We start from the raw sequence: 25,329 nt of genomic DNA, 5'->3' as shown, positions 1-25,329 counted from the left end.
GTTTTCGCAAGCTCACAACGTCTGATAGATATTCAGCGCGAGATCGACGTCGTCGAAGAATTTGCTGCGGCCAGCCTTCAGAACCAGCACTTTCGAGCAGAATTCGCGGATGATGTTGACGTCATGGCTGATGAGGATCATGGCGCAATCGCGCCGCTTCTCGAACAAAGCTTCGTGACATTTGCGGTGAAAGCGCTGATCGCCGACCGACAGGACTTCGTCGATCAGAAAACATTCGAAATCGACGGCAAGCGTCAGCGCGAAGGCGAGACGCATGCGCTGGCCGGTCGAATAATTGCGCACGGACAGGTCGAGCTGGCTGCCGAGTTCGGCGAAATCGTCGACGAAATCGATGACCTCGTCGAGGTCGCGCTCGTAAAGCCTTGCGATGAAGCGGGCGTTGTCGCGCCCGGTCATTTCGCCCGACAGTCCGCCGGCAAAGCCGAGCGGCCAGGACATGAACAGGCCGCGATGGATCTCGCCCGAAGTCGGCAATTCGACGCCGCTGACGATCTTGAACAGAGTCGATTTGCCGGCGCCGTTGCGGCCGACCACCGCGATCTTTTCCCCCGCGCCCACTTCAAAGGAAATGCCGTCGAGGATGCGCCGGCGGCCAATGTTGGTGTGATATTCCTTGACGATGTTTTCGACGCGAAGGCTGCGCCGGCCGGCGACTGTCCCGACGGGGCGCGGCGCGATCGGCGTCTGCCCCGGCGCGGCCACGACGGGCAAAGCCGCGCCCGGCGCCGCGGGCCGCCGGCCGAAGCCGGCGAGGGAATTTTTGAGAAAATGTTTCACAGCGCGTGCTCGATGGCGAATTGCCGCAGATTTTTGACGATCATATAGATCGCCTCGGCGGCGACGAACGTGAGAAGCAGATAGAGCAGACGGCGCGGATAGGTCGATTGATCCGCCAGATTGGGCTCGACGACGACCTGGAGGTAAAGGTGCTGCCGACGCGCCGCCTGCCGCGCCGCTTCGCGGTCGGCGACCGCCTTGGCCAGCGCCCTTTCGGCGATTTTCTCCTCCAGGCTCAGCATTTCGAATTCGCCGGTTTTCGAGGCGATCGACGACCGGCCGCCGGCGATCGACGCCTTGGCCTGGTTGAGTTGCGCCTCATAGGCTTTGATCTTTGCGGCAAGATTGGGGATCCCGGGGTTGTCGGGCGTCAAGGCCTGCGATTGCTTGAGATTGGCCTGCGCTTCCGCCAACTGGGTCATGAGGCTGGTGACGGTTTTCAGCGCCGCCACATCCTCCTGCTGGGCGCTGACGAATCCCGCCCGGCTGCGGAACTGGGCCAGTTTCCGCTCGATCTCCCCAAGCCCGCGCCTCGCCTCCTCGACGACGGCGTCGGCGTCGGTCACCGCATCCGCTTCGGCGCGCATATTCATGTTGTTGACCAGGATTTCGGCGGCGCGTAGCAGGCCTTTCGCCACCTGCTGCGCATCCTGCGGCGTGAAGGCGACCACGCTGACGGTGCTGATGCCAGTCTCCTCATCGGGCTCCGATTCGACCATATTTTTGTAATATTCGAAATAATTTTCCAGATTGTCGCGCGTGAAGGAATTCGGGAACCGATTGATGAAATCGGCTTCGGGACGGCTGAACACCTGACGCAGACCGGCATTGCGGATCAGCCAGTCCATGGCGTCGCGCGAATTGATATAGGCGTTGACGACATAGGTCTCGTCATGCGCGCGCGACAGGCCATTGCTCTCGATCAGCGCCGTGGCCGTTGCGGCGCCGCTGTCGCTGGCGGAGCGCACGATGAACTGTGCTTCTGAAAGATAGCGGTCCGACGCGATGACGAACAGATAGATCGCGGCCAGGGCGCAGGGAATGACCACAATGGAGACAAACAACCGATAGGGCGCGAACCGCGTCCAGAGCGACGGCGCCGTTTCGGCGACCGCGGGCGCATCGGCGTCCACGATTATGTCCGTTTTCTGAACGAGGGGCGTAAGCGTGATTTCATGCAGGTCGAAATCGTTTCGCAAATCTGCGAAATCCGCCGCCTTGTCCTTGATCTTGATTGACACCTGCGCCCGCCTTTCCGGATCAGCCGTCCAAATTCGCATGGCGTTGCGCGTAATTGCAGAAGGGCACGCCGATCGCCGTCAAGGCCACGCACCAGGCGATGACATAGGGAACGTCATATTGCACGGGCATGGTCGGCGGAAAAATCCCGCCGCGAAACATCTCCATGGAATTGACCAAGGGCGACCAGGCGAGCACTTTCTGCGCCTTGGCGGGCAGCCAATATTGCATGGTGAAAATGCCGGTCGCCGGAATGGTGATATACATGGCGGGATGGATGAACCGCTCGGCGGTTTCATTGAGTTCCGAAATACCCGCGATGACCAGCCCGAAGGCGAAGCCGAACCAGCCGGTCAGCAGGAAACCTCCGATCGAAAGCAGCGGATCGTGCATCACCGGCACATAGCCGAGCAGCGTGAGCGGCGTATAGACGATGAGAAAGGCCGCGAAGATAGCGACGATTTCGAGCAGCGCCCCGGCGAGAAGCACATCGAAGAATTTGACGCGACTCAAATAGAACAAAGGAGCGTTGCGCGTAATGCCCAATATGGAGCGGCCGATGAGATGCCGCCACAAGGTGATGTGCGAATAGCCGGTCAAGGCGAAAGGCACCACGCCGACTTCCGCGGCCTCCTTGGAGCCGGAAAGGCTCCACATCACCATTACGCCCGCGGTGAGCGTCATGGGTTCGCCGATGATCCAGAAAAAGCCGAGCGATTCATGGCCGAACTTGGCGACGGCGTCGCGGACCATCAAGGCCAGAATGACCTTCGCCTGGGCCTTGAAGCCGGACAAAGCCTGCCCCAAGGTTCCATGGTTCTGCATATGATTCAGAATCGCATTCATCTGACGACATGTTCCTTGGTTCCGGCGACCAGCAGCCAGATCACGCCGAAAATGGCGAAGGACAATACGAAGACCGTGGCGATCATGCGCAATCGTTGCGGTTCGGTCGATTCGTCGGCAAGATTGGGTTCGACCACCTCCTCGACATAGATCGACTGCTTGCGGGCGTCCTGCCGCGCGACTTCCAGCGAAACATTCGCGGCCTCCACCCCGGTTTCGGCAAGCTTCTCATCGAGCAGCAATTGTTCGTAGCGGGCAAGCTTGGCCGCAACGGCGCGGTCGCCGCCGGCGATTTTTTGCCGTTCGGCGTCGATGGCGTCCCGAAGCGAATTGATTTTCTGCGACATCGAGAAAATCGCGGGATTGGCTGGCGAGGTCTTTTTCATCTCCTCCGCAAGCGCCGTCGCGGAGGCGAGATCGCTCGAGAGACTGGTGATCGTCTCGAGGATGGAGGCGGAGGTCGAGGCGGGGTCGAGGAATTGCGCCTCTTTGCGATAGGCGGCCAGGCTCTTTTGCGACGCCGCCAGCCGCGCGTTGGCCATGGCGAGATCATCAAGCGAGGATTTCACCGCATCCTTCTCGGCGCGGGCGTTCATGCGGTTGACCATGGCCTCGGCCAGTTGCAACAATTCCTGGGCGATTTCCTGCGCGTCGCGGGGGTCGAAGGCGATGACGCGCAAATCCGTGATTCCGGTGGTCGGATCGCGCACGACGGTCACCCGTTCGAGGTAATAGTCGTAAAGCCGTTCGAACGAATTGCGCGGCCAAAGATAAAAATGGGGAAAGCGCGCGAATACGTCGGCTTCCTTGCGGCCGAACATCTCTCGCAGCGGCAACTTGCCGGCCAGCGCGCGCACGGCGTCGCGCGACTGCAAATAGCTCTCGACGGCATTGGCGTCGTCGGCGGCCGGCGACAGACCGAAGGAACGAAAGAACATCTGCAGGCCGCTCAGCCGCTGGCTGGAGACGCTGCGCACGACGAATTGCGCCTCGGAAACATAACGTTTGGACGCGATCAGTCCGTAATAAAGCATCGCCCACAGGGTGGGGAGCATGACCGCAAGGATATAGAGCCGGGAACGTCGGCTCGCTGGCGCCCATTTCAGAGCGGCGCCCGCGGCGCGCTGCGCCAGGGAGCCGTCAAGCTGGATCGTCAATCCCGTCGCGGCCTTCGGTTTCAAAATATTGCCCATTGCGCGCTTTCATGCGACTTTGCGGCGATCGCCGCGAAATTTCGCCGTTTCCAAATCAGACGTGCAGCCGCCAACTACGCAAAAACCATGTCGAAAATTTAGCGCCCCTCAAGAGATGACGCAATCCTGGCCGACGATATTGTGTTTCGGCGCCCTCAATCCACAATCCGGAAATCCTGTATTGGGCCCGTCATGCTGATCGTTTCCTTCGGCTCGCCGTCATCGCTGTCCTATGCGACCGCAAATATCTTGCGAAGCATGGGAGATGAACTGTTCGGCGAGCACGTTTTCATTCAAGCCATGTTTCTCGAGGAATTGCGCGAGAAATGGTTCAGCGCCGAAAACCAGCAAAAGAAATGCGTCATCCTGTTTTCCGATTGCCCGCACAAGAAGATCAGCGAACTGGTGTCCAATGTGCGCTCCCCGATCGCGCTGGTGGTCGAGGATTTCGCCCACATCGTTTCCTATGTGATGCGCTCCCGTGGGATGGAATTTGCGCCGGCGGCGCGTTTCGCCACCCAGGTCGTCTGCGCCCTCGCCGCCCTGACCAGCACGCCGCGTGTGTTGCGCATATCGCCGTCCGATCTTTCCCGCAACCTCGGCGCCTTTGTCGAAAGCCTCTGCCAGTTCTACGGCGCCGCCTTTTCCGACGCCCAGATCGCATCGATCATGACGGCTCTCGCGCCGGAGGGAAGCGACATCGACACTTTGAAAGATTATGTCGAACGCCATTTCCCCCATGGCAGCGATCTGGCGGAGCCGTTGCGTCTTTCACCTTCGCAGCGCGCGGCGCTCAAGGTTCTCAGCGACCGCTACGCACCCTTGACCGCCGGCCGGACCGTCTCGCAATTCGTCTGGCCGACGTCTCTTTTCCTCAAATGGGATGAGCCGGGCGCCTTTCTGGAGGGGCCGATCGAGCTTCTGGGACCGGCCCGATTCATCGTCTGCGGCCCCTATCTTCACCTGCCGGAAGGCAAATGGCGCATGACGGTGGAAATCGAGACGGAGCATTGCCATTCCGACAATCGCCTCGGCGCCGATATTTTCTCCGAGGCGATATTGACGGCGATCACCGCCAAGCTTCCTCCCGCAGGACTTTTTGCCTTCCACCTCGATTTCGAGGTGACCAATCCGCTGGCGCCGGTCGAAATCCGCATACAGGTCCTGACCGGCTGCATCGAGGGCCGACTCGCGCTGAAACATGTTCAGATCGATCGAAGGGAAGAACGAGGCGGAATCCGAGCGCCAAGCCTGTGATTTAATTGTAGCGGCGCCGGCGCCGCGCCGCTAAATTGGCGGCGCTCCTTCACCCAATTCGATTCTTCCATTCATCGACGCCTTTGCGAGCCGCATGTCGAATATATCCAGCACTCCTCCGCCTCTCGATCCGGCCTGGCTGGACGACGCCCTGCGCCGCAACGTGGCCAATGTGGACGACCAGTCGCGGCCGAACCTGTCGGCTCTGGCTTTGCGGCTGCGCGACATCGATATTCTTGCGCTCAACATCAAATATTTCGGTTTCGAACTGGCCCGGCGGCTCGCGGCGGAACTGCCGCCGCGCCAGGACGCCGCCTATCGTCCCGTCGGGCTGGCCTGCAAGCCGAGCACGCAAGCCGATCTCGAAAGCGACTGGTGCGCCCATTGGTGCGCCCAGCTGCGCATTCCGGTGGTGTTCCACCGCAAGATCTGGGAATTTTGCTTCCTGCTTCAGGCCCTGGCGGAAAGCGGCCAGCTCGCCCCCGGCCGGCGCGGCCTCGGCTTCGGCTGCGGCGAGGAGCCGATCGCGAGCTATCTCGCCTCCCGGGGCGTTCAGGCGACCGTGACCGATCTGCAGAGCGAGGAAGCCGCCGCCGCCGGCTGGCGCGACACCGGACAGCATCTCTCCTCGCTCGAACAGGCCTACAAGGATTATCTCGTCCCGCGCGAGGCTTTCGACGCGCTGGTTTCGCACCGCTCTGTCGATATGAACGCCCTTCCCGATGATCTCGCCGGCCATGACTTCTGCTGGTCGATCTGCGCGCTGGAACATCTGGGCTCGATCGAAAAGGGCATGGATTTCGTCGTCAATTCGCTGCGCACGCTGAAACCCGGCGGCGTCGCCATTCATACCACCGAGTTCAATTTCCTCGACAATGGCCGTACGCTCGACAATTGGCCGACCGTTCTGCCACAGCGGCGCCATTTCGAAGCCCTGGCCGAGCGGCTGCGGGCGGACGGCCATGAGGTCGCGCCGCTCGATTTCGACATTGGCGAAAAGCCGCTCGACCGTTTCATCGACGTGCCGCCCTATCCTGGCGATCCGAGCGGCAAGCTCGAAACCATGCGGGCGCAGCACGACAGCACCCATATCAAGCTATCCATCGACGGCTTCGCCTCCACATGCTTCGGCCTGATCGTACGCAAAGCGCGGGCCTGACGCCGGCGGCGGGTCCGCGCCGTCCGCTGGTCTATGACGCAACTCATCTGGTGGCGCGGCTGAACCGCCGCGCCCTCACCGGCATGGATCGCGTCGATCTGCTTTACGCCCGCCGCTATGCGGAGGATAAAGGGCTGGCCGGCGGCCTGCATTACGGGCTGCGCGAGCCGCATCTCTGGAGCCCGGCGAGGCTGCGCCGGCTCGTGGCGCGTTTCCACCGCAAGGTCGGCGAGGACGACGCACTGCCGGACGACGCGACATGGAACGATCTTCGCGCCTGGATCGCCGATCCCTCCGGGCAACGGCAATTGCCCGGCGAATTGATCTGCCGCAGCGTCGACGAGGGGCCGCGCGCCCTCGCCGACCAATTATTCCTGCGTCTTATTGACGATTTTGGCGCATCCGTCCCCGAAGGCGCGATTTATCTCAATGTTGCCCAGGCAGGGTTCGAATATCATCGCTTCTTCGACTGGCTCGCCCGCCGTCCCGACGTCACCCCGCTTTTCGTCGTCCACGATCTTCTGCCGCTCGACCATCCGGAATTCTTCCGCGCCGGCTATTGGCAGCGTTTCGATCGCCGCGTCCAGACGATCGTCCGGCACGCGAAAGCGGTCATCACAACCTCCGCCGTCGTCCGCGACCGGCTCGCCGAGGAATATGAACGCCGCCGCAAGCCTGCGCCGCCGATGATCGTCCGTCACCTCCCGTCGCCGCTCGGCGCCAGGCGCGACCGCGAGGATGACGATCCGCTTTTGGCCGAGGCCCCCTATTTCGTCATGGTCGGGACGATCGAACCGCGCAAGAACCACCAGCTCATCCTGAATATCTGGAAAGAGCTCGGCCCCGAAGCGCCGAAACTGGTTCTGGTCGGCGTCGACGGCTGGGATCACGAACATGTCCTGCGCATGCTGGATCGCTGTCCTGCGCTGCGCCGCACGGTGCAGAGGGTCAGCGGCCTGCCGCGCCGCGCTTTGCGCCGGCTGGTGGCGAACGCCCGCGCCGTGCTGATGCCGAGCTATGCCGAGGGCTATGGGCTACCGGTCGTCGAGGCGCTGAATCTCGGCGCGCCGCTCATCGCCTCCGACATCGCGATTTTTCACGAAACCGCCGGCGCATCCGCGACCTACCTGTCGCCGATCGACGGGCTCGGCTGGAAAAATGCGATCTTGGATTTCGCCAAACCGGATTTTCCGCGCCGCCGGGAGGCGCTGCGCGCCGCCGCCGGTTGCACGGCGCCGACCGAAGCGGATTATTTCGCCGCCATCGACAATTTCATCGCTGCCCTGTGAGCGCCGCCTGGAGCGGATTGCGATTCTGCCGAATCGCAATCCGCTCTCGATTCGTTTGTTTTCGCAGCGTTTTTACGAAAAACAAGCATCGACTTTTGTTCACGCCGCTCTGGCGTTTTGCCTCGGCGGGCCGGCCAAAGCCTCGTCATAGACCCGGGCGAGCCGCTCCTTATGCGCCTCGGGCGAGAATTTCGCCGCCTGGGCGTAACCGCGCTGGCGCAGATCGGCGCAGAGCGCGTCATCCTCGTCGAGCCTGCGCAGCGCGCCGGCGATGCCGCGCACATCGGTGGGATCGACCAGCAGAGCCGCGTCTCCAGCGACTTCCGGCAGCGACGAGCCGTTCGAGGTCAGCACCGGCGCGCCGAGCAGCATGGCTTCCAGCACCGGGAGGCCGAAGCCCTCGTAAAGCGAGGGAAAAACCACCGCGCGGGCGCAGCGGATCAGAGCGGTCAGCTGAAACAGCGGCACATGGCTGAGACGTCTGATCTGCTCGTCGGGCGTGATCCGGGCGCCGTCGATTTTCAGGGCGTGGGAGCGCAGATCCTCGATCTTGGCGAGGTCGTCGTGATATTCCCAGCCAAGCCCCCCGGCCAACGCCAGCTTTCGCTTCGTCCCGCTGACGATATAGGAATCCAGCAGCCGGCCGACATTCTTCTTCGGCTCCAGCGCGCCGAAAAACAGATAATAATCGTCGGCCTCCAGCCCGAAGGCGCGCCGCACGAGATTGGCGGATTCGGCATAGGTCTGCGCCAGCAGCTCTTCCGGGAAGGACACGGATTGATAGGTGTTGACGACACGGTTCGGGTCGATCCCGCAAATGTCGATGAGATCGCGGCGCGAGGCTTCCGAAACCGTGACGATCCGGTCGGCCGTCGCGCCGAGATGGCGGACCATATTCAAGAAGAATTTCTTGTCGTCGAGGGTCGATTGCGGCAGTTTCAACGGCACGACATCGTGGATCGTATAGATATTGCGGGCGCCCTCGACCCGCAGCGGGATCGCCTGGGTGGCGTGAAAAATATCCGGCCGCGCCTTGACCCGAAGCTTCGCGGATCGCCCGTAAAGCTTGAAATGATAGCGCGTCGCATCCATGAACAGGGTCGCGACATGAAGGCGCGACAGGCCCTGAAACGGATCTTGCGCCGCGGTCGGGGTCACGATCTTCCGTTTGGGCATTTCCAACGACGGCAGGCCGAACGGCAGACCCATGAGTCGTCGCAAGATCATGGTCGTGTAGAGGTAAACCGGATCGGGACTGCGGTTGCGCGCATCGAAAAAGGCGATTTCGGCGAGAACCGGGTCTTTCGGGTCGATGGGCCGATTGGAATGCAGCAAACCCTCGGCATCGAAGCCGAGCTGATTGGCGAGCGCGCAGAGATTGCGGGCGTAAGTGGCGATCCCGGTGCCGCGCGCGAGGGTCAGGTTGAACAATTCGAACAGGATTTTTGTTTGCACGACAAGCGCTCGGCTGGAAAATATCGCCGCAACAACGGTCGCGCCCTGCCTAGCTTGAACCAATGCTGGGCGCAAGTTCAACGCGCGCGTCGGCCACAATCCGCAGCATTCGAATGACGACCTGCAGCGTTTCACGCGACAGGTTACGCCTGCCACTGGAAATAATTCAGCCCTCCTCGTGGCCAGGCTTATCGCCTTCCTCGCTTTGTTCGTTTCGACGGGACCTCGCGCCGGCGTTCAACTGAGCTTCGAGACCTGCGATTCGCGCCTGCAATTTCGCGATCGCACGCGCGTGCCTCGCCAATTCGATCTCGTCCCAAACGTTCGGCGGCGTGGCCAGAGCCGCATCCAGCTCGCTATGTTCGTCCGCGACGTAAAATCGGTTTAATCCATCGAAATAAGCGAAATGATAGGCGGAGCCAAGCAGCAGCGGCTCCCAGTTCTGATGCGACGGAATCTGTGACAGGGGCCGCGTCGCCTCGACGACGATGATCCAGGGGCGGAATCGCTGGAGATCGAAACCGGCGAAAACCGCTGTCTCCGCGCCTTCGCAATCGACCTTCAAAAAATGCGTTTCCGCAGGCGCATATCTTTCGAAAACTTGCGTCAATGTCCAGGTTTCGACGCGAATGCGGCTTTTCGGAAAACGGGCCAGCGCCGGCAGTTCGGCGATTGCGGGATCGCTCGTCGAGCAGCCCGATCCTTCCATGACGAAAAGCTCAGTTTCGCCAGAGCCCGCGCCGATCGCGACAGGAAGGTTAACGTCGCCTGGCCTTTGGCGCGCCAGCGCCTGTGCATAAAAAGGCGCGGGCTCAATATTTACGCCGCGCCAACCCCTGTTATAGAAATAAGCCGTAACCGAATCGACAATCGGGTCCCACGCGCCAACATCGACATAAAATCCCTTTTCGACGCCACGCAAGGCGCGCGCCAGCATGACATCTTCGAAGTTTTGCGCAAATGATAGCATTCCTGATTTCCATGAGCGCGTGACTAAAAACGCCTTATACCAGTGTCGACCACCGAACCAACAATTTGGCTGCCGAGGCAGTTACGAAGACCGGATTGGGCCAGCGACCTCGTTGCTCCCAAAGAAGTAATGGCCGCCCGTACCATCGGCGAAATTATCTTGTAGTCGAACCATAAAAATTGTAAACGCCGAGAATTCGATTGCTTAGAAGAGAAATCCCCGATGAAGGCGTGGTTGTCCAAAACGAATAAGTCAACGAACGAGTCGAGCGACTCGGCAATCGACTCACGCCGAAATAACGAGTTACGCGCGTCAGGAGATCGGGCGCGTGTCGAAGGCGATTGGAGCAAGGCAGCGGAGAACTATCAATCTTACCTTTCGAATGCGCCGGAAGATTTCGAAATCTGGGTGCAACTGGGCCACGCTCTGAAGGAAGCAAACAGATTTGGCGAGGCCCGCGCCGCATACGGCACAGCAATACGCCTGAGGCCAGACGATTTTGATGTCCATCTCAACCTTGGCCATTTGGAGAAACTGGCGGGTCAGCGCGATGCGGCCATAACCGCCTACAAACGCTCTTTCGAATTGAATTCATCAAATCGCGATGCGCTCCAGGAGTTAATCGATCTCGGCGCGGATTTATCGGATGCAGAAGGCACATACCTGCCAAGCGCAACAAAAACGATTTTTGTTGATATGACCGATTTGATGGAATATGTAAAAACAAATCCATCTTTGAGCGGAATACAGCGCGTCGTCGCTAATTTAATTTCAAATATTGATGAATATGTTAAAAACAATGGTCCAATTAGAATTGTGCCTGTTGTGCCAGAATACGATAATATGCGCATTTTTGCGGTGAATCGACGCCTTGTTCTTGGAATGATCGATGCTCTACATGGCGCACGCGCAGGTCGTGCCAATCTTGATAAAGCCATCGACGCCGTTTACGCATCGAGAAAATTGGTCGCGCCTAAACCGGGTGATATATTCACGATTGCTGGCGCATTCTGGATTTACGCTCATTTCGACATGGTGCGCCGCCTTCGCGAAAGTGGCGTGGGTTTCGTCGTTTTCATTCATGATCTCATACAAATAAGCCATCCGGAATATGTACATGAAGCAGCAACCCTGGCATTCCGTCGCGCGTTAATCGATGTCCTCACCTTGGCGAACGGCGTCCTCACCAATTCCGAGTTTGTCGCGGAAGACGTTCGCAATTTCATGCGAACAAGAATGAATTTCGAAATCCCGGTACAGGCCGTTGTGCTTGCTACAGAGCTGGCTTCGCCCGACAACGAGTCCCATGTTCTGAGTGAAGAAGTAAAGGACATTCTTTCCGAGCCTTACGTCTTGTCCGTCTCAACAATTGAGGTTCGCAAAAACCACATGTACATAGTTCGACTTTGGGAGAAACTGATCGCCAACAAGGCACAGAACATCCCAAATCTAGTCTTCGTCGGCAAAATCGGATGGGATATCGAACAATTCACTAACTATCTAGCTAATTCTAACCAGCTTGGCGGAAGGTTGCGCGTCGTTCATGGTGTGACGGATTTCGAATTGAGCGAATTGTACCGGCACGCGATGTTCACAATGTTTCCGAGCTTTGTGGAGGGCTTCGGCCTTCCCGTTGGCGAAAGCCTCGCCTATGGCAAGCCCTGCGTTTCGTCCAACCGCGCCTCCATGCCCGAGGTTGGCGGCAAATTCGCGCGCTACATCAATCCGGATGATGTCAACGAAGGTTACGAGCTGGTACGCGACCTTCTAGACCATCCAGACAAGCTCCAATCTTGGACCCAGGAGGTTGTCAACGGATACGCGCCGAAACGTTGGCAAACATTTGCTTCCGAATATTTCGACGCTCTCACGACGATCTGCGAAGGCAACCAAAAGACACAAAATGGTTTTATCGAAGTCGGTGATGTCGTTGGCTTGGGGAGGGACGAAATTGCGCGCCGCGACCAGCTTGACCTCCCCCTGACCTATCTCGCGAATGCGCGCGGGAGGGGATGGTTTGCAGCCGAAAATTGGGGCTGCTGGACCAGCGCCAGGCGCGCAACATTAAGGTTTGCGACCAAATTGGCGCCAAACACCGCCGTTGCAGTGTACCTTGCCATGCAGCTTCCTGGTGAAACCGACCCCCAAAAAGTTTCAGTGCGGATTGAAATCGGCGGAATCGCCAACGTCTTTAAACAATTGAGACCGCGTGCGCGCTGGCTCGTCGCCGACGGTAAAACAGAAACAGACGGTTCGCTGTCCATCGTGCTATTCAGTTCTGGCCCATTTGCCGTGCCCGACCACCGCGAACTTTTCGTCGGCCTCACCGCGCTGGCATTCTGCGAAAGCGCTGACGCCCTGTCGCGAGTTAAAATCGTGGAGAAAATTACTTTCAGCGTAGCATAGCGATGGCGCGGCCGTGCCGCCGCCGCGGCACAGCCGCGAGAATGGAAATACGTGTGGCAATTCCGGCGCAACTTCAACGCAGAGGGACACCTTAATTTGTGTCCACGCACCGCCCTTCCAAATATATGCGGGCGTCAAGCGAATGTCTCGTCGCAGGAGTATTCCATGCAAAAACAGTTTATCAATTCTGTTCGACTAGTTCAGCGAATGAAACGTATCAGTGCGATTGCTGTTGGCGCGTTGATTCTTACGTGCAACGGTTGTCTCGCTCAGGCTCCCCATGTAGCAAATTACCCGTTGTCGGCCGTTGCAACGGAGTGGCTTGTCAAAAGCGTGTGCGCCGATGATGCGAATGAACCAGTCGCCGCGGACCCGTATTTCGTTTGCCCTAGCGGCACGCACCGCAAAAAAATTTCGGTTGGCGATCCATTACCGTACCACAACATTAATCAGACAAGGAATGAGGAAAGCGATTCTTTTGTCCTGGTGGATAAAAAAGGTGCCCCATTATACGTTCGGGACTTCGACTGGGGACCGAAATTCAATACTTTTTTTAACAATACCGACGGATACGATGTCTATTCTATCGCCAATGGATGGATTTCGATCGCGGCGACGAAAGCGGGAGATGCCGCAGGCGTAACCTTTTTTGGCGCCAATTGTACAATTGGCAACGGCTGGTTATCCTTTCCTGAGAACGATTTTTTAAGGGGTGGAATCACGACATCGGCCATCGCAGGCGTCTATTGGGAACAGAAAGGGCAGACATTTCCCGGCGCCTGCACACAAGTTACCAACAGAACGACGACGCAATGGGAATTAAAAAAAGACGTAACTTTTGGGGGCGTCCGTAAAAACCCTCGCAAGACGATGGATGCACTTATTTCTTATCATGACTTCAATACAACACCAGAATTTCTGCAGCATGGCCATATGGAGGTTTATTACTTTACGCAACAGTATGGCTTAACAAGATGGGAATTTTGGACCCCCGCCGCTCAAGGCCGACCGGTCACAAGTAATTGCTTGGCGCCCGATGTCGTTCAATATCGCGACGTGGATTTCAACATAGCTGATTGTCAGGACTTTTCGAACGTTGTCTTGAGCAAGACGCCCGACATACCCGAATGGCCGTTGCCCCAAGCGAACGTCCTCGCCCATTCGCACTTTGACGCCGTTTCCCAAAATGAGGCGCCTTACGTTTGGAGCGTCGTCCCACCTGAAAGCGGTCAGTCTTCGGCGACTTGGGGATTAAAAAACTCGACTGCATCGGCTGACCGAGTCTTCAATCAAACCGGCATCCGATACGTCAGTATCAACTGTTCCCGCGGCAACAGTTGCCTATCGTTAAGCCAAGAACTTCCAGTTGGCGCGGTACACAGCGGGAATTATTTATACGGAGTTACCGCGAAAACAACTGCCGGTGACGTCGGAAAGATTAAAGTTTCAGTCCAGCAATTGGACGCCCGCGGACAGGTCATTTGGGAGGATTCGTTCGTTGGCGTTGTTCAATCCTATAATGGTTCCCATCCGAGCGCCACGCGAGAGAGCCGTTCGATCTATCTGTCCGCAGGCTTTTTGCATAAGGTTGCGGCCCTGCCCCCCCGCGTTGACGCGCGCACCGTTCGCTTCGTGATTGCTCCGGAACCAGGGGCACAGTACGATATACTTGAAGCTTGGCTCAACAGATGGCCGCAAATGCGGCAACACGCAAAATAGGCGCCTAGGTTAGAGATGGAAATCCGTAAGCGTCCAAGGCCTTCGCAACTAGTGCGATATCTGGCGTCCTCCCATTCGCGTTGCGCTTAGCCGGCGTCGCCTCGCGGATCCGCATCAACGAGTAGTGACTCCTGGCTTTTCAGTTCAAGCTGACCCAAAGCCATGCCTAGCGTACGTGAATCCGCAACGCCGAACAATGAGGCTGGCTTGCAAGGCAGGTTCGCAAACCGAATCCTGAAATAGGCGAATATGTCCCGATCAAACGCGTCACACTCATGATCTTCCGCGAGTTCGCCATCACTCAACAGCTGCAAAGAAACGCGGCACCGCCCCCTTGTCACAAGGATTGTCCGCTCCGGGGCAGCCCCATCCGCGCTGATATCGCGAACATCGAGAACATGGCCAGGATTCAGAAAGACAAGACGAAACTGCGCAGGTTTGTCACCTAACCCGATGTCGACCATGTTCCAACGACGCGCGTCAGGCAGAAACGCGACAAGATTCAGCAAAACGACCGGCGTGGAAATTTTTGCTAGGTCCGACCGCAATATCTTGAAGCGCAGAAAGGAAAGCCCGCCCAACGTCCATGCTTGCGTATCGCTCTTAGAAGACCACTCCCCCCAAAGGAAGATTCGATTCCGTTTATTCTCCGCGAAAACGTAACAGATATCAGCCACAATCTCCGCAACATTCATTCCTCGGATTTGCACGTAGCGGCTTTCTGCCGTCGTCGAAACCTTCGCGCGTTGGCGATTTAGGTTCGCAGCGAACGCATAGAGCCTCGCGTCGAATATGATCGCTGGTCGGATATATTCGAATTCAGCATCACTAACTTCTGCCGCCTCGTCCGAAGGCGGCGCGGCCCAAGCGTTCGGGTCATTTAAGTGCAACTTATCGGTAACATTGCGTACAGCTACGTCAAATATCGGCGCGCGTCCCAAACGTTCGAAAACCCTTAAAAGATCACGGTTAAGAGTTTCAACAAACAGCAACTCATCTATCATTTCAATATTTTTGCAGGCTTCTTGGAAATGGTCTTCAGTCACACGGTCCTCGACGTGACAGAAGTGACGAACCATAGCGTTGTCGACATGCGGAAGAAGTAAGGGATCTTCGGACGAGGCAAATTCACGGACCGACAAATTACGTGCCAATTGCACACGCGCTAAGGCCGCGGGGTCGGCGAAACGGGTCATAAGCGCCCCCGATTTCATTGCCGCCCAATAACGATAGAGCGAACGCAGTCTCGTTGAAGGATCACGGAAACTCGCGATTAGGAAGTCCCGCTCGGGATTGTGTCTCACACGGTAATAAGCGGTATGGGTAGAGACAAATGAGGCCGCCGCGCCATCAACGTTAGCGTCTGAACCATCATGCGACGTAATCGACCTATCAAATAATGGTGAAAGCGTCGAATATATCGTTGTACCACCGCATTTTTCAACGTGAAAAAAAACGAGCCGTTCTTTCTTTAACATTATTACCCTGACTTCTGCTAGCTAACTACCACGTATTGTCGGATCTCGGAGTGTATCGTTATCGTCCACGACGCACGACGATACCAAATGAGGTCGTGACAAAATCACCAAGTCGAATTTTCAAATGCACGTTCCCTGTAAACGGGGACACGTCAACCAAATGGTCGACATACGAAAGCCCCGGAGTGAAAGGCAAGTTGACCACCTCATGGCCGCGCGCAAGCAACCGCTCAATAAGACGTTCAACATCTTTCAAACGGTACAAGACTGTGCCGCCGCTGTCTATAGTTTCCTCATTGGACGAGACATTGAACTCGCTCGTGTGGCACGCGACGCCGCCGACCCGCAGCGTTTTCTCGACACTCTCAACAACAAAATCCGCACCAGCTTCGAGCGACCCTAAATGTTCGAAGCAACATGCGGACCAGCAAAAATCGAACCCATCTTTGAAAGTGTCAGGAATAGCGGCCATATCACAAGACGCGAACTTGACATATTCTTTGAACACGTCGTCAGAAACCACTTCTGGCCTAAATAGCTTCGCAATATCTTGACTCCATTGCGCGGTTTCGCTCCATCCTGGATCAGCCGCGCCAGGAGGCGCATCGGTCGCCAAGATAGGACACCCTTTCGACGCAAATAGTGCAGGAAGCGGTTCTGTGCCTACGCCGAAACCGATGCCCTGCGACCCCGGCGTCAAGACCCCGGCGCTCGACAAATGTTCGGCGATAAAAGCAAACTCCCAGAGCTTACGATGCAGATACGGCTCTTCGCGTATGGAAAGACAAAAATCAAGGTATTGTTGCGAATAAAAATCACTCGCTACACAATTTGCTGACGCCATATAGGATCTACTGAAAGGATGAAAGACCTTAGGCTCTGGCATTACAACCTGAAGAACGCCGCTTGCAATATTTCCTTGCTTAACGTGACGAATGTACGATGAAGCATTGCTTTCATCAGGTTTCTCGATCATATCCGCCCCCGTTAACGTTTTTCAGGGGCCTTCCCTAGCGCCAAAAACTGAAATGAGCAATCCAAATATGACGAACAAATGGGCATAGTTATTTGCAACAATGATTATCTTTCGCTAACTTATTTGAACCGTCCCGGGTTTGGCAGACGCTATTTTCGTCAAATCCGGCCGCCATGGCGGCATGCGCCGACAAGGCGTAGAAGCGCTCCCAGGCTTTGGCTGGCGGATTGTCGCCGATCGGCCCGAGCAGCCGCCTGTCAGGCCCCTCGTCCTTCCCTCACGCGCCGGCGCGCTCGGACAGTTCCGCCGCCTCCCGCCGGACCTCGTCGATGACCGGAGCCCATCGACCCGCGGCCTTCTGGCGAAACAGCCGCAGGGTCGGATACCAGGGGCTGTCGGAACGGTTCAGCAGCCAGCGCCAGTCGGCGGCGAAGGACAGCAGGCCCCAGGTCCGCGCGCCGAGCGCGCCGGCGAGATGAAGCATGGAGGTGTCGACGGTGATGACGAGGTCCATTTCGAGGACGATCGCGGCGGTATCGACGAAATCGGCGGCGTCGGCGCCGAAGAATCGCATTTCGGGGAACAGCGCCATCTCCGGCACGTCCCGCGGCGGGATCATATATTGAAGGCAATGGACTTCGGCCCCGGCCGGCAGAAGGCCCCGCGCCATGGCGAGAGGCATCGAGCGCTGGCGGTCGGAGGCGTGCTCGGGATTGCCGGCCCAGGCCAGACCGATCCGGAACGCGCGCCGCGGCCCAAGGCGGTCGCGCCATTTGGCCCGAACCGAATCGGGAACGGAAAGATAAGGCGTGCGGCCGGGGATGGTTTCGGACCGCGCGCCGAACGCGAGCGGCAGGCTGAGAAGGGGGCAATGGAAGTCATAATGGTCGGCGACATCGACGCGCGAGGTAAATTCCCCAACGCCGGCAAGCGATGACATGAGCCGGCGAAGCTGCGCCGGCGCCGCCAAGGTGACTTTCGCGCCAAGATCGGCGACCAGGCTGGCGTAACGGCAGAACTGAATGGCGTCGCCAAGTCCCTGTTCGGCATGGAGCAGGATCGACTTCCCGGCCAGGTCTTCGCCGCGCCATAACGGGCGATTGACGATCGAACCCATGCGATCGAGGTCGGAGCTGCGCCAACGGAATTCGTAATCGGGCCAGCCGCGTTCGAAATCCCCCGTCAGCAACAGGCAGGCGCCGCGATTGAAACGCGAAGGACCATTGTCCGGACAAATCTTGACCGCGCGATCATAGCTTTCGAGCGCCTCGGCGTTTCGGCCCAGGGCGCGCAGGGCGTGACCGCGGGCGTTCAGCGCCGCGCAGCAGGAGGGATCGAGCCGAAGCGCGGCCTCGGCGGCCGCCAGCGCTTCCTCATTATCGTCAAGGGCGCGCAGCAGGTTCGAGCGGTTGTCATGGCTTTCGACACGATTCGGATCGCGGTGCAGCGCCATGTCGAAACTTGCCAGCGCCTCCTCCAGTTCGCCAAGATTCTTCATTGCGACGCCGCGCCGATCCCACGCCTGCGGGCCATCGCACCCGGTGGCGATGGCCCGATCATATTCCGCCGCGGCTTCGTCCCAGCGCTCGAGCAGCGCCAGGCGTTCGCCATGCGCGAAATGCAGGTTGGACGTCTCGGCGGCGCTCACTCCCTGCGACCCGAAAAGGCAAGGATTTGCTCCCAGCGCTCATCGCTTCGCATGCTGGCGACCCGCTGCCGCGAATTTCGCGACTCGGCGACATATTGGGCGTGGAGCCGTAAAATGCGAAGCGCCAGCGGCTGGAATCGCCTGTCCATCTTCAGGATCCGCGCCGCCTGGGCGGCGAGCCAGGGTGAATTGGCGAGGAAGAAATCATCTTCGAGCGACACGATCGTGTGACAGGAGCCGGGGTCGCCCTGCCTTGCGCAGCGGCCGAACAGCTGCCGGTCGATGCGCTGCGATTCGTGATATTCGGTCAGGATCACGTTGAGCCCGCCAACTTCCCGCACGCCATCGGCCAATTTGATGTCCGTGCCTCGGCCGGCCATGTTCGTCGCCACCGTCACCCGCCCCGGCTCTCCCGCGGCTGCGACGATCTCCGCCTCGGCGTTGTCCTGTTTGGCATTCAGCAAGGCGTGGTCGACGCCGCGCGCGCGCAACAGGGAACTGATCTCCTCCGACGCATGGACCGAGCGGGTGCCTATCAGCACGGGCAAGCCGCGTTCGCGCGCGACTTTGACGACGCGCTCGACGATGCGCCATTTCTCTTCCTTCGTCGGGCAAAGGCGCGGCGTGGTGTAACGGCGTTGCGACGGGCGGTGAAGTGGAATGCGCGCGACGTCAAGGCCATAGACGGTGCGGATCTCGCGCGCGACCTCCTTCGCCGTCCCCGTGATGCCGGCGAGCAGAAGATATCTGCGAAACAAGCGCTGATAGGTGAGTCGCGCGATGGTTTCGCGCCTTTGCGTCGGCTCGCAATCCTCCTTGACCTCGATCATCTGGTGCAGCCCGCGCTCCCAGGACCGGTCGGGCAGGATGCGGCCGGTGTTCTCGTCGACGATCTGGACCTTGCCGTCGGCGACGACATAATGCTTGTCGCGTTCGAACAGGCAGATCGCCGACAAGGCCTGAATCACGCGCTCCTCGCGCTCGCGCTCGGATTGCCAGATCCCTTCGAAATCGCGCGTCGCCAAGGCCAGCTTGTCGCGTCCCGCTTCGGTCAGGAGGCAATAACGCTCGGCGTGCTCGATCTCGAAGTCCGATCCCGGCTCGAGTCCGGCCGCGAGGTCCAGCGCCTGGCGAAAGGTCTCAGTTTCTTCGGCGTCTCCCGCCGAGGCCGACAGGATGAGCGGGGTCCTCGCCTCGTCGATAAAAACGCTGTCCGCCTCGTCGACGATGGCGAAATGGAGCCCGCGCAGAACCGGCGCGTCGTCGTCCGAGGCCAGGCCGCCGAGCCTGTCCAGACAGAGGTGCAGCCGGCTCCGCCGCCCCGAGCGCGCAGCCCCGTCGCGCAGATAATCGAAGGCCAGCTCCTTGTTGGTGCAATAGACCACCGACTTCTTGTAAACCGCGCGCTTCTCGCTGCGCGTCATGCCCTGGACCGCGGCGCCGACGCTCAGGCCGAGGAAGTCGTAAAGCGGCTTCATCGCCTCGGCGTCGCGTTTGGCGAGATAATCGTTCACGGTCACAATATGGACCGGCGCGCCGGCCAGCGCCGCGGCGCAGGCCGGGAGCGTCGCCGCGAGCGACTTGCCCTCGCCCGTCTCCATTTCCACCAGCCGCCCCTGCAGCATGGCCCATCCCGCCATCATCTGCGTGGGAAAATGGCGGAGGCCGAGCGTCCGCGACGCCGCCTCGCGCACCAGCGCAAAAGTCTCGCCCGCCAGGGAAAGCTCGAAGCCGTCGCGGCGCAGGCCCTGGCGCAAAGCGCCGGCTTTCGCCTTCAATTCCTCGTCGCTCGCCCGCTGCAAAGCCGCTTCGTGGCGTTCGCTTTCCACAACGACGCGGCCCAGCGAACGGGTCGGGCGGAACGCCGTCCGCCACAGCGGCTTGGCGACGTTGAACCACAGAAATTCGGCGACATGGTCGTGCCAGCCGAGCGTCGGCTCCGCGCGTTCGGGATAGGGGCGCCCGGGCGCGAGCTTGACCGAACGGGACAGGACCGTCGCGCTAGGCATTGAAACGCGTCAGGAAAAGCAGACGAACCGCCCGATAGATCTGTTGCGAGAGGGTTTCGTCCTGATGTTCGAACCGCACATAGGCGCGCTGGCCGAAATGTCTCATTTCACGCGCCCCGATCAGCGCTATGTCGAACTGGAAAACGCGGCGCAGGGCTTTCGCGGCCTTGGTGTCTCTCGGATCGGTCGCGATTTCGCCGCCGCCCTCGAAAGCGAGCGCCCGGCTCGGCAGCAAATCGTCGCCGCCGGGAACGGCCCGGACGATCTTGCCCTTCCAGGTGGTCCCCGGCTCGTCCACGACCCGCACCAGGATGTGGTCGGTCGTCGCGCGCACCCGGTCGACCGCGTCCTGCGGCACCACGGCGCGGACGATCGGATCGACGTCGCCGATCACATGGCCGATCAGTTCGCCCTTGTGAAAATAGCGGCCGATCAGGTCTTCCGGCTGCGGCACGACGAACTGGCCCGAGGTCTTGGCCGCGGTCTCCAGATTGGCCAGCTTGCCCGAGATGATGGCGAGGTCCTGTTTCTCGGAATCGAGCCGCTTCAGCGCCAGTTCGGCGCGGGCCCGATCGCCGGCCGTTTCGACCTGGGCGGCGGCGTCGAGCTCCTGAACCCGGTCGGCGACGAATTCATACTGCGCGGTCGTGGCGCGATCTTCGAGGCGGATCAATTTTTCGCCGGCCTCGACGCGGCTGCCGGGTCTGGCGAGATAATCCACGAGCACGCCATTGGCCTCCGCGCGGACGAAGGACTGGTCGGGCAGCCAGACGACGCCCTCGACTTCGGTATGTGACGGCAGCGGCACGAAAAACACGAACGCGGATATAGCCGCAATCGCGCCGACCAGCATGGCGATAATCCGGTCGCGGCGCCTCTGCAGGCGCGGGTTCGACGTGAGATACAGGACGCCCCTGACGACCGGGACGACCGCCATCGCCGCCACCGCCCAGAGCGCAAGCACCACGCCGATGAAGAAGAACCGCGACGCGATGAACAAAGCGATCACGATGGTGATGATCATCCGGTAGATCGTCGAAGCGGCGCCATAGAACAGGAACCATGCTTTTTCCCCGAGCGTGGCGTGCGGCGGCTCGAGCTCCCAGGCGCCGAGGACATAGCGTTCCGCGAGATAGATCCAGTAGCGGGCCGCGCGCATCGAGAGATTGGGAATCTCGATCAGATCGCTCAGGATGTAATAGGCGTCGTAGCGCAGCAGCGGATTGCCGTTGAAGACGAGGGTCGAGACCCCGGCGATCACCATGACGTTGAACAGAGCCGCGCGGGTCAGTCCCGGTTCGACGAGAAGCCAGAGATAAAAAGCCAGAGCGGCGATGAAGACCTCCACCGCCATTCCCGCCGCTCCGACCACGGCCCGCCGATATTTCGACCGGAACGCGCTCGCCGCCGAGGCCTCTACGAAAGGCACCGGCAAGAGCACGAGCAGAATGACGCCGATCTCGTGCACCTCCCCGCCGCCGGCCTTGATCGCGGTCGCATGCCCCATTTCGTGGGCCGCCTTGATGAGGGGAAAGACCATGTAGAGGACGACGAGATTGTCGACCGCCAGGATGCGATCCGCGAAATTGTGGCTGAGCTCCGGCCAATGCGCCGGAACCAGAGCCAGCGCCGGCAGGACCACGGAGAGCCAGATGAGCGCGCCCCAGCCGCTCCAGATGAACTGGATCGGACCGGCCATGCGGTTCAGGAACCGGTCCGGGTCCCACAGACCGATCCGGATCGCCATGGGATTGCCGAAAGCCTGACGCTGGCGCGCGCGCCAATCCCTTTCGCTGCGATCGAAAATTTCAGCGACGTCGGGAGCGACGTCGCTCTGCAGGAGGTCCGCGGTATGGAGCTGGCCCAGAAGCTGGATCATCTCGTCCTGGGTCGGCGCGTCGTCGCCGAGGCGGCGCTTGGCGATATCCCAGAGAGTCGCGACCGTCCGCTCGCCATCCATCAAGCCGATGATCAGCTGCGCCGCCGGGCTGAATCGATGCACGCGGCCGGAGGCCGGGTCCTGGAGCAGGCGCCAGACCTCGCCGCGATAATGATGCCGATGCATGACCGCGTGCGCGCGCAGCCGGGGCTTCAGATCCGCGACCCTGTACCAGAGATTGCTCAGGATCGGAGCGTTCAAGGCGCCTCCTTCCAGGCCCACATGCGCAGCCAGTCGAACAGGCTGTGGGTCCAGATCCAGATGAGTCGCCGCCGGCCGACATCGACTTTCCCCACGCCTTCCATGCCGGGCCGCAGCCGGTCGATCGGACCGTTGAGATGCGCCTCGACGCGGAAATAATTCAATCCTTCCTGGGTCGTCGACACCGGGGTGACCTGCTGCACGACGAAGGGAAAGACCTGGCCGGGCAGGCCGGAAAGCATCAGCGCGCCTTTCTGATTGGCGCTCAGGTTCGAAATGTCCCGTTCGTCGACCTGCAGGATGACGCGATAGGATTCGAGCGGCGAGATCTGGAAGAGCAGCTTGCCCTGCTCGACCGGGGTATCGAGCAGCTGGCTGAGATCGCCCGAAACGACGACGCCATCGAAAGGCGCAATCAGATTGGCGCGGTTCAGCCTGTCCTGGTTCAGGGCGAGCTGCGCCTGCAACTCCTTGATCTGGGCCGCCAGGATCGCCATCGCCCCGCGGTCCTGCTTCGCCTGCGCCTCGCGGAGCTTGCCCTGCACCTGGTCGAGGTCCGAGAGCAACCGGGTGCGTTCGAGTCTGAGATCGCGATTGTCAAGCCGGGCCAGGACCTGGCCTTTGCGCACGACGTCGCCGGCCCGGACATAGCTGTCCGCGATATGGCCGTCGAAAGGCGCGACCGCCGCCCGCTGTATCCGACCCTCGAGCACCGCCCGGGCCGAAACGCGATAGGTCGTCGTATAGAAGCTGAAGAACAGCGTGAGCGCCGCCACGGTCAGGACGATCAGCTTGAGGCCGAGATGGCCGCTGCCGAGCAGCCGGCCGAGCGCTTCCTCGCCCGCGTCGCGCAGCCGACGCCAAAGGCCGCGCTCATTGCGCTGCTTGAGGACGATGATCGGCGCGAGCAGAGCCGCGACCGTCTCCATCAGCTCCACGGTCTCCTTGTCGAACGCCTGTCCCGTCGTCCTTTCGGCCGTGACGACGCCGATGACACGCGTCTCGTCGCGCATCGGGACGGAGCAGATCGCGATGTCGCGCTGGTCGCGGACGAGATCGGCGTGAGCCGCGGCGCCCGGCGGCGCGTCGTCCAGAGGCGGAATGACGATCGCCGCGTCGAGATCGAGCGCTTCCTCCATTGCCGCGCCGATCGACCTGGCGAAAGCCATTTTGGGATTGAACACGGCCGTGTGCGAGATCGCGGTCAATTCGATGTCGCCGTCGCGCTCCAGCCCGATCGAAACGCGGTCGCATGGGAGTTGCACCGCCAGTTCATTGGCGATGGCCAGCGCCGAAACCATGACGCCCGGCTCCCGCAGAATTGTCGCGGCGAGGTCCATCGCCAGTCCCATCCGGGCCAGACGCGCGTTGGTTTCCTCGTGATGCTGCTGGCGCAGATGGTCGACGAGCCAGGCGGAGCTCCAGTGAACCAGGCGGAACGAGCGTTGCAGGCTCATGTCGGCGCCCGCGCCGACCTGGACCACGACGGCGCCTTTCAGCTTTCCCGCCACCTCGATTGGATAGCCGAATTGCGCCGGCTGATCCCGCGCCGGCTCCGACTGTCCGTCGGGACCGAGGATCACGCCCTCGCGGCCGTCCAGAACGCGTTGGGCGGCCGCGCCCAGATGGCGCAGATCGTGCGAGGCGTGCGGCCAGAAGGCGACCGGGGCGAAGGACCCGCTCGCGTCGGGCCCCAGCACAAGAAGGCCGCCTTCGGCCCGATCGAGCTGCGAACAGAGAATCGCCAGCCAGCCGGAAAAGAACTCATCCGACCGGGTGGCCGACGAAAACCGCGCCCAGGCAATCGATTCTGCGCGGACGCGATCTTCGGCGCCCAGCGAGTGGAATGACGCGACCCCCATGCCGAAGCCTTCACCACCTCAGATGGAGGATGTCAGTTCAACGCGCCCTCGGCCTCGATCCGAGCGCCGTCGCCTTCGTGCAGGCGGTGTTCGAGCCGGTCGCGCAGGCCTTCGAAATTCCGCATCGACTGGAGATGAAGGTAGAGAAGCTCCAGTTCGTCGGTCTTGGCGAGTTCGCTGAGCGTTTCGGCCGGAAGCGCCTTGAGCTTGTCGCGATTGACGGCCATGAAGCCGCTGAGCGAAAAGCTCGGGCCGTCCCCCGTCTTCACCTGGGCCTGCATCGGCTCAAGCAGTCCGAGTTCGCCGATGCGCGCGCAGAAACGCTGGGTGCGCAGGAACTGGGCCTGATATTCCTTGAGGAAATTGAGAACATTGTCGACATAGGGCGTCGGCGCGCCGTCCTCGCCGAAAAGGCGCAGACCGCGGCCATCGCGATTGAAGCCGGCATATTCCTCGTCCACGCACAGCAGGAAGCGATCGGCCTCACGCGCAAAAACGAAGGGATAACGCCGCACGAAGGCCGGGATATATTTGGCCTTCCATTCGCTTTCGCCCGACACGAAAAGGTTTTCCGAGCCGCGCACCCCGAGTATGACCGCCGGCACGATCTCGGAGCCGCTTCCCGCGAATACGATTGGATATTCCCCCGCCGCCTGGGGAAACTCCACCGCCATCAGCGGGACGGAATTGACTTCGCTGCTGAAGCCATAATCGGCGCTGCCTTCGATGTAACAGTCGCCGTGCCGTCCGCGCGTCACGGGAACCGCGGTCTTGTAAATGAGTAGTTGCGTCGACATTAAACAATCGCCTCCCAAGGACCGACCCACTCTACTCGCCGCGCCGCGGTCGGCCGCCGCAACGCGTCATAGTCATATGACCGGCCTT

18 protein-coding genes are annotated in these 25,329 nt (G+C 60.2%); 5 read left to right on the top strand and 13 right to left on the bottom strand.

The genetic code is table 11. The annotated features are described in order from the left end of the window. Positions 1-12: 12 nt before the first annotated feature. From K2U94_RS04645 to K2U94_RS04630, 4 genes are read right to left on the bottom strand one after another with little or no spacing between them, the layout of a single operon-like run. Entirely contained in the window at positions 13-798 is a 786-nt protein-coding gene (locus tag K2U94_RS04645) for an ABC transporter ATP-binding protein (protein ID WP_243066093.1), read from the bottom strand. Further along, complete coding sequence (locus tag K2U94_RS04640; RefSeq protein ID WP_243066092.1) at positions 795-2,039, bottom strand: KpsE/RkpR family capsule polysaccharide export protein; 1,245 nt, start codon at positions 2,037-2,039, stop codon at positions 795-797. Before K2U94_RS04640 ends, K2U94_RS04645 begins: the two co-directional genes overlap by 4 nt. Before the next feature lie 19 nt (positions 2,040-2,058). Beyond that, positions 2,059-2,883, bottom strand: coding sequence for an ABC transporter permease (locus tag K2U94_RS04635; RefSeq protein ID WP_243066091.1), 825 nt, complete (start codon positions 2,881-2,883; stop codon positions 2,059-2,061). Further along, on the bottom strand, positions 2,880-4,076 hold the full coding sequence (locus tag K2U94_RS04630; RefSeq protein WP_243066090.1) for a KpsE/RkpR family capsule polysaccharide export protein: 1,197 nt from the start codon (positions 4,074-4,076) through the stop codon (positions 2,880-2,882). Before K2U94_RS04630 ends, K2U94_RS04635 begins: the two co-directional genes overlap by 4 nt. A 192-nt stretch (positions 4,077-4,268) precedes the next feature. On the opposite strand from K2U94_RS04630, the gene K2U94_RS04625 reads away from it, so the two are divergent. From K2U94_RS04625 to K2U94_RS04615, 3 genes are all read left to right on the top strand, one after another. After that, positions 4,269-5,333, top strand: a complete 1,065-nt coding sequence (locus K2U94_RS04625; RefSeq protein WP_243066089.1) for a hypothetical protein — start codon at positions 4,269-4,271, stop codon at positions 5,331-5,333. Between the two features lie 94 nt (positions 5,334-5,427). Next, positions 5,428-6,492: an SAM-dependent methyltransferase gene (locus K2U94_RS04620; RefSeq protein ID WP_243066088.1), complete on the top strand. Its 1,065-nt coding sequence runs from the start codon at positions 5,428-5,430 to the stop codon at positions 6,490-6,492. After that, a complete protein-coding gene (locus tag K2U94_RS04615) occupies positions 6,456-7,781 on the top strand; it encodes a glycosyltransferase family 4 protein (protein WP_243066087.1) in 1,326 nt (441 codons plus the stop codon). The genes K2U94_RS04620 and K2U94_RS04615 overlap by 37 nt, the downstream gene beginning before the upstream one ends. A 99-nt stretch (positions 7,782-7,880) precedes the next feature. Here K2U94_RS04615 and K2U94_RS04610 read toward each other — a convergent pair whose 3' ends face one another. Together K2U94_RS04610 and K2U94_RS04605 are read right to left on the bottom strand one after the other, a co-directional pair. Beyond that, positions 7,881-9,236 (bottom strand): glycosyltransferase family 4 protein, encoded by a 1,356-nt coding sequence (locus tag K2U94_RS04610; protein WP_243066086.1) that lies wholly within the window; start codon positions 9,234-9,236, stop codon positions 7,881-7,883. A gap of 166 nt (positions 9,237-9,402) precedes the next feature. Next, positions 9,403-10,206 carry an FkbM family methyltransferase gene (locus K2U94_RS04605; RefSeq protein ID WP_243066085.1) on the bottom strand — a complete coding sequence of 268 codons (804 nt, stop codon included), beginning with the start codon at positions 10,204-10,206 and terminating at the stop codon, positions 9,403-9,405. A gap of 222 nt (positions 10,207-10,428) precedes the next feature. Here K2U94_RS04605 and K2U94_RS04600 point away from each other — a divergent pair, with 222 nt between their 5' ends. Both K2U94_RS04600 and K2U94_RS04595 read left to right on the top strand, forming a co-directional pair. Continuing rightward, positions 10,429-12,612: a glycosyltransferase family 4 protein gene (locus K2U94_RS04600; RefSeq protein WP_243066084.1), complete on the top strand. Its 2,184-nt coding sequence runs from the start codon at positions 10,429-10,431 to the stop codon at positions 12,610-12,612. A 165-nt stretch (positions 12,613-12,777) separates the two neighbouring features. Continuing rightward, the gene (locus tag K2U94_RS04595; protein WP_243066083.1) at positions 12,778-14,331 is read left to right on the top strand and encodes a hypothetical protein; all 1,554 of its coding nucleotides are present in this window, start codon (positions 12,778-12,780) and stop codon (positions 14,329-14,331) included. Positions 14,332-14,417: 86 nt separating this feature from the next. Here K2U94_RS04595 and K2U94_RS04590 read toward each other — a convergent pair whose 3' ends face one another. The 7 genes from K2U94_RS04590 to K2U94_RS04560 form a co-directional block, all read right to left on the bottom strand. After that, positions 14,418-15,809, bottom strand: coding sequence for a sulfotransferase family protein (locus tag K2U94_RS04590; RefSeq protein WP_243066082.1), 1,392 nt, complete (start codon positions 15,807-15,809; stop codon positions 14,418-14,420). 58 nt (positions 15,810-15,867) lie between these two features. Beyond that, positions 15,868-16,785: a hypothetical protein gene (locus K2U94_RS04585; RefSeq protein WP_243066081.1), complete on the bottom strand. Its 918-nt coding sequence runs from the start codon at positions 16,783-16,785 to the stop codon at positions 15,868-15,870. 277 nt (positions 16,786-17,062) lie between these two features. Continuing rightward, a complete protein-coding gene (locus tag K2U94_RS04580; protein WP_243066080.1) occupies positions 17,063-18,433 on the bottom strand; it encodes a tetratricopeptide repeat protein in 1,371 nt (456 codons plus the stop codon). Beyond that, positions 18,430-20,442, bottom strand: coding sequence for a preprotein translocase subunit SecA (locus K2U94_RS04575; RefSeq protein WP_243066079.1), 2,013 nt, complete (start codon positions 20,440-20,442; stop codon positions 18,430-18,432). Before K2U94_RS04575 ends, K2U94_RS04580 begins: the two co-directional genes overlap by 4 nt. Next, the gene (locus tag K2U94_RS04570; protein ID WP_243066078.1) at positions 20,435-22,582 is read right to left on the bottom strand and encodes a peptidase M50; all 2,148 of its coding nucleotides are present in this window, start codon (positions 22,580-22,582) and stop codon (positions 20,435-20,437) included. The genes K2U94_RS04575 and K2U94_RS04570 overlap by 8 nt, the downstream gene beginning before the upstream one ends. Beyond that, the gene (locus tag K2U94_RS04565) at positions 22,579-24,444 is read right to left on the bottom strand and encodes a GAF domain-containing protein (RefSeq protein WP_243066077.1); all 1,866 of its coding nucleotides are present in this window, start codon (positions 24,442-24,444) and stop codon (positions 22,579-22,581) included. The genes K2U94_RS04570 and K2U94_RS04565 overlap by 4 nt, the downstream gene beginning before the upstream one ends. 32 nt (positions 24,445-24,476) lie before the next feature. Continuing rightward, positions 24,477-25,241, bottom strand: a complete 765-nt coding sequence (locus K2U94_RS04560; RefSeq protein WP_243066076.1) for a SapC family protein — start codon at positions 25,239-25,241, stop codon at positions 24,477-24,479. Between the last annotated feature and the right edge of the window lie 88 nt (positions 25,242-25,329).

This window comes from Candidatus Rhodoblastus alkanivorans (genome assembly GCF_022760755.1).
Taxonomy (GTDB): Bacteria; Pseudomonadota; Alphaproteobacteria; order Rhizobiales; family Beijerinckiaceae; genus Rhodoblastus; species Rhodoblastus alkanivorans.
This window is presented reverse-complemented; position numbering and strand designations above follow the sequence as displayed.